Here is a 12,578-nt window from a genome sequence, read left to right on the forward strand (position 1 = left end):
TGTTCTGTAATAGCGATGCAGTTCGGTTTCCTGCGAGCGATCGCCCCAGTCGAAATCCTTGTCGGCGCGGAACGACGGCGCGCGCCGCAGTTCCTCGTCGTCGATGTCGAGTTCGTAGGCTTCGAACCTGGTATTGTACGCGAGACGCGCCCACGGCAGCGGCAGCAGGTTGGTTCCCATGCCGAGGAACCCGCCGAAACCGAGGATGGCGTAGGACACCTTGCCGCTGATCTTGTCGATCATCAGCCTCTCGATGTGGCCGATCTTGTCGCCGTTCGGCCGTCGCACCGCAGTGCCCTCGACCCGGTCGCTCGCGATCAGCTGGTGCGGTTTGGTCATGACGTCGGTCATCATCATCCCTCCCTGGGTTGATGAAGGGAATTAACGCGATGCCCGCCCAGGTGTTCCCCTCTCAGGCCGCTCCCTGAGGCCGCTCCGTCAGGCCGCGAGGGCTTGCTGGTCCGAATGCGAGGCATCGTAGAAGGCCACCGCCTCGAACTTGTAGTCGCAGGCCTTGCAGTGCCAGAGATAAGAGATGCGACGCGGACCGTTCTCGGTCCAGTCGGGTGCCGCAATCGGCGCGCCGCACTGGGCGCAGGGATTCTCACGGGGCAGATAGCCGAAATCTCTTCGGGCCATGCGCGTCTCCCTTGTGGTCGTCCTCTGGATTGTTTGGGTGTCGCACGCAAATTGGACAGGATTGCTGTCGGATACGAACGCTGTGTTGATTATAATTGTTTGTGCAGGTGAAGGCTAATCACGATGATTTCACCCCTCCCCCTGGAGGGCTCATGGTGGGTAGGAAGCATCTCACTTCGCCCTGGGATCGACCGCCGGCCCGGCCGTATGCACGGCGCCGGGCTTACGCAGATGTATCGTGGCGATGTCATCGCTGTAGATCTTTTGCCAGCCATCGATGTGATCGAGCAGCCTGGTTGCCGCACTTTGCGTGCGCATCAGCGTCGCCTCGATCCTGTATTCCTCCAGCAGGCGGAACAGGTTTTCCGGCTTCATCAAGCCTGACGCCGCGTTGTGGTCGACGAAGAATTTCTCGCCGTACAATTCGGTGCGGCCGTCGATGAAGGTGGCGACGCCGTTGGCGATCAAATAGCCCCCGAAATCGTAATCGTTGAACACGCGCGACAGATTCAACTGCTTCAGCGCGGTCACCGCCGCGACCGGCGAGCCGCGGGTGTGCGGCTCGAAGCGATGCGCCGACGCATAGGCCATGGTTCCCGCCAGCAGCACGATGCCGACGCCCGCGAACAGCACGCCGCGCGGCGCGGTGTTTGCACCCGCCGGCTCGGCGCCGCCGATCTGCCGCGCCAGCGGAGCGGCGAGAACCAGCGGACCGAGCAGCGCCAGGATTTCGCCGGCGCGCGCTTGCGCCAGCGCCATGTGCACCAGTCCAAGCAGCAGCACGATGCGCAGCGGCGGCAGCCGGATGCCGCGATACAGCGCCAGCCCGATGCCGAGCAGCAGGCAGACCTCGAGCGCGCCGAGGCTGCCGAAATCGGCCGGCCGCCATTCCATGATCAGCGGCAGTGCGGCGCCGAGGCCGAGAATCTTTTGCGATGCCAGCAGTGCGTTCCAGCCGTAGGGCGTGCACCAGCTCACCAGCAGCGCCGCGACGCCGAACGCCAGCCAGCGCAGCAGCAGCGTTCGGCGCAGCCGCGCCTCCGCGCTCACCACCGCATCGAGCGCGATCGGGGCGATCAGCACCAGGCCGAACACAAACCCGCCATGCAGGTTGGCCCACAGCGCCATCAGCGGCAGCAGCCACAACGACGGCGCGCGGCGCCGGTCCGCCGCCGCGATCATGCCGCCGACCCACGCCACCATGACCGGCAGCGCCAGCACATGCGGCCGCGCCAACAGATGCGGCACCGTCAGCGCCAGCGCCGCGGCGATGAACACCAGCGTCGTGCTTTCGCTGAGACGCCGACTCAGGAATTTCGCCAGCAGCGCGAAGGTGGCCGATATCGCGCCGGCCGCCAGCACCACCGGACCGCTCCAGCCGAAGGCGGCATAGGCCTTGGCGTAGAGCACCTGCGCCAGCCACTGCGTCGAGATCCACGGCTGGCCGCGCATGGTGAAGGAATAGACGTCGATTTCCGGCACCGCGCGGTTGTCGATGATCCATTGCCCGACAGTGATCTGCCACAGCGTATCCGGATCGATCAGCAGACGGTTTCCGGCCAGCAGAAACAGCACATAGATGCCGGCGCCGACCCACAGCGGCAGCAGCCCGCGCAGCGGGCTCGCCTGCTCGGTGGCATGGCTAACGGACAAGGTCATGGACGCGGCCGATTTTGAGGGCTTTACCGCCCGATCGAAGCACGCCAGGGCATAATTCTTGGTAAATCCGCGTCCCCGAGGCGGGAACAAACCCCTGACAAAGCCGGGTTTTTGCCACATCGCCGCCCGGCGGTTGCAACATTCCGGGCTCTTAAACGTTCAACCCTGCAATCCCGCCCGTCCGAGGCCCTTCCCCGCATGAAACGTCTGTTGTCGCTCGCATGGCTCGCCGCCATGGCCGCCCTGCCATTTTCGCAATCCGCCCAGGCGCAGCGCGCCGACTATGAAGCCATGGTCGCCACCCACGCCAGCGCGAACGGAGTGCCGGAAGCGCTGGTGCATCGCGTGATCGTGCGGGAAAGCAAATACCGGGCGGATGTGGTCGGGCGCGGCGGCACCATCGGCCTGATGCAGATCAAGCTCGCGACCGCGCGCGGCATGGGTTACAGCGGCGACGCCGAGGGGTTGCGCGACCCCAACACCAACCTGACCTACGCGGTAAAATACCTTGCCGGCGCGTATCGCGCCGCCAATGGCGACGCCGATCGCGCCGTCGGCTACTACGCCGGCGGCTATTACTACGCGGCGAAGCGGCAGCGGCTGGCAGGGAGCCGGCACCAGCATGCCCAGGCGGTCGACGGCTTCCGGGACACCCGCGCGGAACAGGTTCCGATGCCGCAAGTCCGTGCAAAGCGCCAACGCGCGCGTTGACACCCAACGTTATCGGCTTACATTAGACCTGTTCCGAGGGGAGCTCCGATGAGGAGCTGAGATACCGCACGCTCGAACCTGATGTGCAGGGGAAAGACCGCGGTGACCCTTTGAACCTGATCCGGGTCATGCCGGCGAAGGGACAGGGATGTACCAGAGTTCGAAGCCACAGCGCGGGCCATTGCCCGTTGCGACCAGGGGGGATTCCCCCGTATCCGTCATCGGCGCCGGCATTGCCGGCGCGTGGCAGGCGTTGCTGTTCGCGCAGGCCGGCCACGCCGTCACGCTGCATGAGCGCAGCGACCAAGCGATGATGCTCTCCACCAGCCACTGGGCCGGCGGCATGCTGGCGCCCTGGTGCGAGAGCGAGGTCGCCGAACCTATCATCAGCCGGCTCGGCCTGAAATCGCTCGAACTGTGGCGGCGGGAATTGCCGGACACCCCGTTCAACGGCTCGCTGGTGGTGGCGCACAGCCGCGACCGCAACGATTACGAGCGTTTTGCCCGACTCACGGCCGGCCATCAGCGGCTCGACGCCAAAGCGCTGGCCGAGCTCGAACCCTCGCTGGAAGGCCGTTTTCGCGACGCGCTGTTCTTTGCCGACGAGGGCCATGTCGAGCCGCGCCGCGTGCTGCCGCAACTGCATCAGCGGATCATCGCCGCCGGCGGCACCATAAAATTCAACAGCGAACCGGCGCCCGACGAACTCGACGGCATCGTGATCGATTGCCGCGGCCTCGCCGCGCGCGACACCCAGCCGGAACTGCGCGGCGTCAAGGGCGAGTTGATCCTGATCGAAACCGACGAGGTTCAACTGGCGCGCCCGGTGCGGCTGATCCATCCGCGCTGGCCGCTCTATGTGATCCCGCGCGAGGATAACAGGTTCATGCTGGGCGCCACCTCGATCGAGGCCGAGGACACCGGCGTCAGCGTCCGCTCCGCGCTGGAGCTGTTGGGCGCCGCCTATGCGGTGCATCCAGCCTTCGCGGAAGCGCGGATCCTCGAATTCGGCTCCGGGCTGCGTCCCGCATTCCCCGACAACCTGCCGCGCATCGCGGTCGATGCGCAGCGCATCGCGGTCAACGGACTCTATCGCCACGGTTTCCTGATCGCGCCGGCGCTGGCGGAACTGACGCTGGCCTATGTCGAGCGCGGCCAGATCGACAATGAGGTGATGCGATGCGCGTGACCGTCAACGGCGAGCCGCGGGAGATTCTTGCCAGTCGCGTCGACGCGCTGCTGAGCGAGCTGGAGTATGAGGGAAACCATTTCGCCATCGCGCTGAATTACGACGTGCTGCCGAAGAGTAAATGGGCGGAGACGGCGCTTCAGGCCGGCGACGAGATCGAGATCATCACGCCGCGGCAGGGAGGGTGAGATAATGGCAAACTCTCTCTCCACGTCGTCCCTGCGAAGATAGGGCACTAACGCCATGCTGAACTTCTACGGCAAGACCTTCACCTCCCGCCTGCTGATCGGCAGCGCGCTGTATCCGTCGCCGGCGATCATGCAGAACGCGATCCGGGCTTCGGGCGCCGGCATCGTCACGGTGGCGTTGCGGCGCGAGGCTGCGGGCGGCAAGACCGGCGATGCGTTCTGGTCGCTGATCCGCGAACTCGATGTCACGGTATTGCCGAACACCGCGGGCTGCCGCAGCGTGCGCGAGGCGGTGACGACGGCAAAGCTGGCGCGCGAATTGTTCGGCACACCCTGGATCAAGCTCGAAGTGATCGCCGACAACGACACGCTGCAGCCCGACGTGGTCGGGCTGGTCGAGGCCGCCGGCATCCTGATCAAGGACGGCTTTGAAGTGTTCCCCTATTGCACCGAGGATCTTTCCGTCGCGATGCGGCTGGTCGATGCCGGCTGCAAGGTGGTGATGCCATGGGCCGCGCCGATCGGCAGCGCCAGGGGCATTACCAACCGCGACGCGCTGAAACTGCTGCGCGACCGGCTGCCCGACATCACGCTGGTGGTCGATGCCGGCCTCGGCGCGCCGTCACACGCCGCGCAGGCGCTGGAGCTCGGCTACGACGCCGTGCTGCTCAACACCGCCATCGCCAAGGCCGCCGACCCCGTAGGGATGGCCAACGCATTTCGATCAGGCGTCGAGGCTGGGCGAACCGCTTACGAAGCGGGCCTGATGGAAGCCCGCGACTTCGCCTCCCCTTCAACCCCTGTCGTTGGGACACCGTTCTGGCATGCCGTATCCTGATAAATTCTATCCCGTCGTCGACACCGTCGCCTGGGTGGCGCGGCTGGCGCTGCTCGGCGCCGGCACCATTCAGCTGCGCGCCAAGGATCTGAACGATTCCGAGGCGCTGCAGATGGTCACCGACGCGCTCGAAGTCATCAAGGGCACGCAGGCAAAACTCGTGGTCAACGACTACTGGCGCGCCGCGATCGTGGCCGGCGCAAAACATCTGCATCTCGGCCAGGAAGATCTGGTCGATGCCGACCTCGCGGCGATCCGCGAGGCCGGGCTGACGCTGGGGATTTCGACCCATGACGACGAAGAGCTTGCAACTGCGCTCCGCGCCGAACCGGATTACATCGCGCTCGGCCCGATCTTCCCGACCACGCTGAAATCGATGCGTTTCGCGCCGCAGGGCATTCCAAAAATCACCGAATGGAAGAAACGCATCGGCGCCATCCCGCTGGTGGCGATCGGCGGCATCAAGCTGGAACAGGCCGCGGCGATTTACGCCGCCGGTGCCGACAGCATCGCCGTCGTCAGCGACGTCACGCAAAATCCCGACCCCGACGCGCGGGTGCGCGCGTGGCTGGGGCTGCACGTGGAGGCGGCGTGATGAGAGTTTGCCGAGAGACCCCCACCCCTGCCCTCCCCCGCAAGCGGGAGAGGGAGCGCAGTGTGCGGGTTTCCCCCATCTCGCGCTTACGAGACAACGCACGGCGGATCCCTTCTTCCCTCTCCCGCTTGCGGGGGAGGGTGGCGCACGCGTCAGCGCGCGACGGGTGGGGGCCCGCTTCGCACACCACGAAATTACAAATCAGAAACTCCACAGGAGGATAGGCCATGAACATCCGCTCCAACCCCGACACCACGTTGCCCGCCGTCACCACCGGCCCGCTGCCGTCGTCGCGAAAAATCTTCGTCACGCCCGACGAGGCGCCGGACCTGCGCGTGCCCATCCGCGAAATCATTCTCAGCAAGGGCGCCGGCGAGCCGGACCTGCCGGTCTATGACACCTCCGGCCCCTACACCGATCCAGCCGTCACCATCGACGTCAACGCCGGCCTCGCCCGCGGCCGCATCGCCTGGGTCAAGGAGCGCGGCGGCGTCGAGGAGTATCAGGGCCGCGACATCAAGCCGGAAGACAATGGCAATGTCGGCGCCTCGCATGCGGCGAAATCGTTCACCGCGCATCACAAGCCGCTGCGTGGCGTCGGTGATCACATGATCACGCAGCTGGAGTTCGCCCGCGCCGGAATCATCACCAAGGAGATGATCTACGTCGCCACCCGCGAAAATCTCGGCCGCAAGGTGCAGCTCGAACGCGCCGAGGCCGCGATCGCCGATGGCGAGAGCTTTGGCGCCGCGGTGCCGGCCTTCGTCACCCCGGAATTCGTCCGCAGCGAGATCGCGCGCGGCCGCGCCATCATCCCCTGCAACATCAACCACGGCGAACTCGAGCCGATGATCATCGGCCGCAACTTCCTCACCAAGATCAACGCCAATATCGGCAACTCCGCGGTCACCTCATCGGTCGAGGAAGAGGTCGACAAGATGGTGTGGGCGATCCGCTGGGGCGCCGACACCGTGATGGACCTATCGACGGGCCGCAACATCCACACCACGCGCGAATGGATCCTGCGCAATGCGCCGATTCCGATCGGCACCGTCCCGATCTACCAGGCGCTGGAGAAATGCGACGGCGATCCGGTCAAGCTGACCTGGGAGCTCTACAAGGACACGCTGATCGAGCAGTGCGAACAGGGCGTCGACTACTTCACCATCCACGCCGGCGTGCGGCTGCCCTACATCCACCTCACCGCCAACCGCGTCACCGGCATCGTGTCGCGCGGCGGCTCGATCATGGCGAAGTGGTGCCTGGCGCATCACAAGGAAAGCTTCCTCTACACAAACTTCGAGGAAATCTGCGACCTGATGCGCAAATACGACGTGTCGTTCTCGCTCGGCGACGGCCTGCGCCCCGGCTCGATTGCGGATGCCAACGACCGCGCGCAATTCGCCGAACTGGAGACGCTCGGCGAGCTCACGCAGATCGCCTGGAAGAAGGGCTGCCAGGTCATGATCGAGGGCCCCGGCCACGTGCCGCTGCACAAGATCAAGATCAACATGGACAAGCAGCTCAAGGAGTGCGGCGAAGCGCCGTTCTACACCCTGGGCCCGCTGACCACCGACATCGCCCCGGGCTACGACCACATCACGTCAGGCATCGGTGCTGCCATGATCGGCTGGTTCGGCTGCGCCATGCTGTGCTACGTCACGCCGAAGGAGCATCTGGGTCTCCCCAACCGCGACGACGTCAAGGTCGGCGTCATCACCTACAAGATCGCCGCGCACGCCTCCGATCTAGGCAAGGGCCACCCCGCCGCCCAGCTGCGCGACGACGCCCTGTCCCGCGCCCGCTTCGACTTCCGCTGGGAAGACCAGCTCAACCTCGGCCTCGACCCCGAAACCGCGCGCAGCTACCACGACGAGACGCTGCCCAAGGACGCCCACAAGGTCGCCCATTTCTGCTCGATGTGCGGCCCGAAATTCTGCTCGATGAAGATCACCCAGGACGTGCGGGACTACGCCGCGACGCTGAACGACCCCGACAAGCGCGCGGTGGCGGGCGGAAGTGTGGGGATGACGATGTCGGGCGTGATCGAGGACGGCATGGCGACGATGTCCGCAAAATTCAAGGAGATGGGCGGGCAGGTTTATCTGGATGCGGAGAAGGTGAAGGAGAGTAATCGGGTGTTGTGAGGGGGAATGCTCTCTCCACGTCGTGCCCGGGCTTGACCCGGGCATTCAATCTGGAATCGACAGCGCAACCAGCGATTGCCAGTATCAGACCATGCCAATCTAAGCTGCTGGAGTATTACAGATAAGACTGGATGTCTAAACCGCCTTGACGGCACGATACCCAGTCAGGTGACGGAGTCTTGCTTGAATGGATAAAGACAGCCGACTCCTATCCGACATTAGCAAACGGAACTGGTCACGTGCTCCGTCGTCGTCGGGATCGAGAAGACTCCACCCAAAATCAATAAGATCGCTATCTGACAGATCCTTAAACGATTTGTATAAGCGCGCAAACAACTCTTGCTTAAATGGCACCGCAAAATCGTCGTCTTCATTCTCAAGCAAAAAGTCCACGATCTCTTGAGCTATCTCCAAATTTGGCGCGAATCTATGCGTTGAATCAAACGCCTTCATGAAAAGATGAGGATCCCACGTACAAAGAACGTCGAAAACGTTCGTTTCCATCAGCTCTTCTACTGTTTCTTCCAGTTCTCTATCAAATTCGCTCTTCAGATACTTATCTAAAATAAGACTAACGAGCCTGCCACTTATGGGAGACGGCGCCCGCTCGTAAATCGTAAGCTTCCTGATAAACTCCTTTCCCAAAATATAAATAAACTCGTCATAGCCAAACTTACTCTCGTATATAATAAACAGATACGGCCAGCGGTCGCTGTCCTTGAAACCGGCATCTCGCAGAAGCTCATGCGCCCTGCGTTTACCGATCGACTCGAACTCGCGAAATATTTCATCAGCCGTAACGGCAGGCGACACTTCCGGTTTCGCCGCCTGCCAAATGCCGTCGACCAAAGAAACCAGCGAGGTCTCAGTAGATATAAAGGAGAGTCTGGACGCCTTATCTATCTCAAGAACCTTTGCCGCTTCAGATATCGCCCGAACCGCTCTCGGCCGGTCCCGATTCGCGAAAAATCGTGCAAGTTGCAAGTCAGCAAAAGGCTTGGCTTCAAATTCTTTGAAGGCCGCGTTGACTTCCGCTTCGCTACCTACATCGACAGACACTAGTTGCTCGTCGAGCCAAAAGAACAGAAATGGAAAAACGTCGCCTAGCGAATACGAACCAAAATGATCCTCGCATCGACGAAAATGAAATCTATCGATTATAACGGGGAAAAATTGAATTATAGACAGTTCCTTATCGACGGCGACAGTGAAGAGCATGTTCGAGCGATCCGCTTTGAACGCCGGAAAACCGACATCCTGATCAGCTTCTGTAAGAAAATAGGCGCCAACCAATGTGTACATGAATCCCTCTAAAAGAATTTCTTCCTGCGGAAGAAATCGTAGAGCTTTTCGTAAATTATCCCATAATATAGATTCGGGTTTAACGGATGAACTTGATAGGAAATCAGTTGAGCTCCCAAATCTCTAAAATATTTCGTGACCTTTGCATCTAAGAAATATGGCTCGGGCAACACTACCGCGAGTAAATCTTTCTTTTTTAGCATTTTGTCTGCTGTAAATTGAACTTCAATCGTAAATCGACGATCATCAATCTTCTTGTACTCGGTCGACGCATCCGGCGGTTTGCCCGTTTTTATTATCAGCCGATGCAGCGCGCGAACTTCCGTATCAAAAACGCCTAATGAATATTTTCCGGCGAATGCATCCTCGTCAGGTGTCTTTAGCCGAAAATAATTCGCCGGACTGCCAAAGAACGTACCTATAACGCGAGCAGGAGCATCTGGAGTCGAGACCACGTCAAAACTATCACGATTCATCATTTGAATGAAGGACGGGAATAGCTTCTTCTCGAACCCACCGCTATCAAATGGAAAGATCCTTTTTGCGTTGGCAACGTCATAAGAGAAAACAAAGCAAATCGGCAACTCCCATTCGGCTGCCTCCGCAGATAGCTCCTTCTTGTAGGCTGGCCGTCCTACGAAAAAATAATTTAGCTGCTCTTGGAAGACATCGCAAAACCTCGTCGATATTGCCGATGCCGCCATGATTCCTTCTAAATTGTAAGACTGACAGGTATGCAGAAGCGGGAGGGGCTTACCCTTCACCGCTGAGTTTCTCTTCAGAAAATCGGCAAGCGTTGACAACGACCATCTCCAAAGAAACACGTGTCTAGGCAAGATATTCTAGGGATGCGATCAATTCACTTACAGGTTGTACGACAATCGAATAGATAACGCAATTGCGCCGCAGCCCATGGGGATCATCGCAGATGGGTTGAGCCTTTCCCATCGGAAGCCGCTATCGTCGGGATAGAAAAAGGATACACTCGGTTTGGAAAAACTCCCCGACCAACTCCAGCCCCACCTGCGACTCGTCTTCGTCGGCACCGCCGCCGGCCAGCGTTCCGCCGAGACGGGCCACTACTACGCTGGTCCCGGCAATCGCTTCTGGCGCACCATCCACGAGGTCGGCATCACGCCGCGCCGCTACGCGCCGCATGAATTTCCCTCGCTGCTGAAACTCGGCATCGGCTTCACCGACGTCTGCAAGCTCGGCGCGGGAATGGACCATCAGGCACTCAAATTTCCCGTCGATATCCCGGCTTTCCGCGACAAGATGCTGCGCTACCGGCCTGACACCATCGCCTTCACCAGCAAGAAAGCCGCGAGCCTGTTCTATTGTAGGCCGACGAAGGCGGTGGCGCCGGGGCGGCAGCAGGCCGAGGGCGATTTTCCTGTCGTGTTCGTGCTGGCCTCGCCATCCGGCGCGGCGACGCGCACCTGGTCGGTGCAGCCATGGCGGGAACTGGCGGAATGGGTTAGGGAGCCGTATGGGTTGAGCCGTTGCGGAACCCATCGCATGTGACGATTGCCCTTAACGGGTTTCGCTTCCCCCTTCGACGGCTTGAAGTTCGGCGGACGCGGACGCGCCGCGTCGTCGATCCTGTCCTTGTCGAGGGCCATGGTGAAGCTCCTGCTGCCGGTGGCGCGCCATCGCATTCGCGATGCCGCCGGACGCAGTTGGAGATTCTCCGGCACCGGCCGCGCCAGGGCAGGCGTCTCGACAACCCGCCTCGCCGCAATTATCCTCACCGCTATGGATGTCATCCACGGTTGAGGTCCGACATGGCGACGAATGACACCTTCATCCTGCGCGCCGGGCTTGCCGGCAAGATGTCGGTTTACCGCGACATCGAAATCGAGCCGTCAAAATCGCTCTACCGGTTTGCCGAGGCCATCGTGACGGCATTCGGTTTCGACTTCGATCATGCCTTCGGGTTTTACAGCGGGCTCAAGCCCGCCACGATGATGCGCACGCTGCCGCAATACGAACTGTTCGCCGATATGGGCGATGCCCGGCCGGGCGTCGCCGGCGTCAAGAAGACCAGGGTCGCACAGGCGTTTCCGGAGATCGGACACACCATGATGTTTCTGTTCGACTACGGCGACGACTGGTACTTTCGCGTGAGCCTGAAAGCGAAGGGCACGAAGCTGGCGAAGGTCCGGTACCCACGCGTGGTCGCGACACGCGGCGATGCGCCTCCGCAATATCCCGATCCCGACGACATCGACGAAGAGGATGGGCCAACTTACGGAATCAATCCGCTGACCGGTGAGAAGATCTGGATTCGCCGCTGACATCTGGTGAGGCAAGCTTCAATCCGTACCGGCGCAGCGCTGACGCGCCGCTCGCCGGCTACTTCCGGGCTGCGAAGCTCACACTACGAAACTCGGACGTCGTCCCTGCGAAAGCAGGGACCCATAACGCGTTGTGCTCTCGTTCGAGCAAGACGGATGATGCACACTTCGCCCAACTCTCTCCGGTGGCTATGGGTCCCTGCTTTCGCAGGGACGACGCCGAGAGAGCATTCGCAGCGATTGCCCCTATGGTTTCGCTTTCGCGCTCGACCCACTGGCCCTTCACACATTCTCAACCATAACGGGACGTGAGCCCGAACCGAACAGGTGTCCGCACATTGTCCCGGCAACAAACGGATGGAGCACGGCATGAGCGAAGCGGTCCTTATTCTTCCCAACATGCGCGGCGGCTGCGCCACGGTCGGCAACACGGTGCACACGCTGTTTCGCGTCAGCGGCCGGCGCCCTCGTCCCATGGCGCGCCCGGACGACGGACCGGCTATCGTGGAAACCCGGCACCGTGACGGCGGCACGGATGCTGCGACGGGTTAAGACTTCAAACGACGGCGCAGCGAACGGCTTCGTATCGTGCGCTGGGTCGCGCCGCGACAATGCGGAGCTGTGTCCTCACGCTGTTTGACAGTCGAATCTGAAACTCACGCCACACGTCGTCCCGGACAAGTGAGCGCCAGCGAACGCCGATCCTGGACCCATACCGCGTTGTGCTCCCGTTCGAATGAGATGGGTGACGCAGCCTTCGCCCAACTCACGCCGGTGGCTATGGGTCCCTGCTTTCGCAGGGACGACGCGGAGGGAGCATGGCGCAGCGAGACAACGCCGCCCCCTACTTCAGCGTGATCGCAAGTCCGCTGAGATCCACATTCGCCATCAGCCCGGTCTGGCGGCCCGACAGTTCCAGCACCGCGCCCTTCTGGTTGGTCAGCACGATGGCGCGGGCGCCGCTGCCGACGGCGAGGCCGGCGCCGGCCGCGCCATAGACGCCGGCGACGTCG

At 61.8% G+C, this 12,578-nt stretch carries 15 protein-coding genes and 1 riboswitch; of the genes, 10 read left to right on the plus strand and 5 right to left on the minus strand.

From position 1 onward, the window contains the following. From Q8N40_RS17220 to Q8N40_RS17230, 3 genes are all read right to left on the minus strand, one after another. On the minus strand, positions 1-351 hold a 351-nt coding region (locus Q8N40_RS17220), incomplete at its 3' end, for a PRC-barrel domain-containing protein (RefSeq protein WP_305712661.1). An 87-nt stretch (positions 352-438) separates the two neighbouring features. Next, positions 439-639 (minus strand): hypothetical protein, encoded by a 201-nt coding sequence (locus Q8N40_RS17225; protein ID WP_305318549.1) that lies wholly within the window; start codon positions 637-639, stop codon positions 439-441. 171 nt (positions 640-810) lie between these two features. Then, a complete protein-coding gene (locus Q8N40_RS17230; RefSeq protein ID WP_305712662.1) occupies positions 811-2,298 on the minus strand; it encodes a hypothetical protein in 1,488 nt (495 codons plus the stop codon). A gap of 198 nt (positions 2,299-2,496) precedes the next feature. Here Q8N40_RS17230 and Q8N40_RS17235 point away from each other — a divergent pair, with 198 nt between their 5' ends. The 6 genes from Q8N40_RS17235 (at position 2,497) to thiC (ending at position 7,966) form a co-directional block, all read left to right on the plus strand. After that, on the plus strand, positions 2,497-3,009 hold the full coding sequence (locus Q8N40_RS17235) for a lytic transglycosylase domain-containing protein (RefSeq protein WP_305712663.1): 513 nt from the start codon (positions 2,497-2,499) through the stop codon (positions 3,007-3,009). Positions 3,010-3,035: 26 nt separating this feature from the next. Then, a riboswitch (TPP riboswitch) is annotated at positions 3,036-3,170 on the plus strand. Next, positions 3,158-4,198, plus strand: coding sequence for an FAD-dependent oxidoreductase (locus Q8N40_RS17240; RefSeq protein ID WP_305318546.1), 1,041 nt, complete (start codon positions 3,158-3,160; stop codon positions 4,196-4,198). It overlaps the preceding riboswitch by 13 nt. Then, positions 4,189-4,386 (plus strand): sulfur carrier protein ThiS, encoded by a 198-nt coding sequence (gene thiS / locus Q8N40_RS17245; protein ID WP_305712664.1) that lies wholly within the window; start codon positions 4,189-4,191, stop codon positions 4,384-4,386. The genes Q8N40_RS17240 and thiS overlap by 10 nt, the downstream gene beginning before the upstream one ends. Before the next feature lie 55 nt (positions 4,387-4,441). Continuing rightward, complete coding sequence (locus Q8N40_RS17250) at positions 4,442-5,224, plus strand: thiazole synthase (protein WP_305712665.1); 783 nt, start codon at positions 4,442-4,444, stop codon at positions 5,222-5,224. Continuing rightward, positions 5,211-5,819, plus strand: coding sequence for a thiamine phosphate synthase (locus tag Q8N40_RS17255; RefSeq protein ID WP_305712666.1), 609 nt, complete (start codon positions 5,211-5,213; stop codon positions 5,817-5,819). The genes Q8N40_RS17250 and Q8N40_RS17255 overlap by 14 nt, the downstream gene beginning before the upstream one ends. 227 nt (positions 5,820-6,046) lie before the next feature. Continuing rightward, positions 6,047-7,966 carry a phosphomethylpyrimidine synthase ThiC gene (gene thiC, locus Q8N40_RS17260; RefSeq protein WP_305712667.1) on the plus strand — a complete coding sequence of 640 codons (1,920 nt, stop codon included), beginning with the start codon at positions 6,047-6,049 and terminating at the stop codon, positions 7,964-7,966. Between the two features lie 135 nt (positions 7,967-8,101). Here the strand turns inward: thiC and Q8N40_RS17265 are convergent, their stop codons facing one another. Continuing rightward, the gene (locus Q8N40_RS17265; RefSeq protein WP_305712668.1) at positions 8,102-9,268 is read right to left on the minus strand and encodes a hypothetical protein; all 1,167 of its coding nucleotides are present in this window, start codon (positions 9,266-9,268) and stop codon (positions 8,102-8,104) included. 8 nt (positions 9,269-9,276) lie between these two features. Continuing rightward, the gene (locus Q8N40_RS17270) at positions 9,277-10,071 is read right to left on the minus strand and encodes a hypothetical protein (protein ID WP_305712669.1); all 795 of its coding nucleotides are present in this window, start codon (positions 10,069-10,071) and stop codon (positions 9,277-9,279) included. Positions 10,072-10,258: 187 nt separating this feature from the next. Between Q8N40_RS17270 and Q8N40_RS17275 the strand changes: the two genes are divergently transcribed. The 4 genes from Q8N40_RS17275 (at position 10,259) to Q8N40_RS17290 (ending at position 12,117) form a co-directional block, all read left to right on the plus strand. Then, positions 10,259-10,792: a mismatch-specific DNA-glycosylase gene (locus Q8N40_RS17275; RefSeq protein ID WP_305712670.1), complete on the plus strand. Its 534-nt coding sequence runs from the start codon at positions 10,259-10,261 to the stop codon at positions 10,790-10,792. 96 nt (positions 10,793-10,888) lie between these two features. Beyond that, a complete protein-coding gene (locus Q8N40_RS17280) occupies positions 10,889-11,044 on the plus strand; it encodes a hypothetical protein (RefSeq protein WP_305712671.1) in 156 nt (51 codons plus the stop codon). Between the two features lie 8 nt (positions 11,045-11,052). Beyond that, positions 11,053-11,565: a hypothetical protein gene (locus tag Q8N40_RS17285; RefSeq protein ID WP_305712672.1), complete on the plus strand. Its 513-nt coding sequence runs from the start codon at positions 11,053-11,055 to the stop codon at positions 11,563-11,565. A gap of 369 nt (positions 11,566-11,934) precedes the next feature. Continuing rightward, positions 11,935-12,117, plus strand: a complete 183-nt coding sequence (locus tag Q8N40_RS17290) for a hypothetical protein (RefSeq protein ID WP_305712673.1) — start codon at positions 11,935-11,937, stop codon at positions 12,115-12,117. Positions 12,118-12,578 lie beyond the last annotated feature (461 nt).

Source organism: Bradyrhizobium sp., assembly GCF_030693485.1.
Classification (GTDB): Bacteria; Pseudomonadota; Alphaproteobacteria; order Rhizobiales; family Xanthobacteraceae; genus Bradyrhizobium.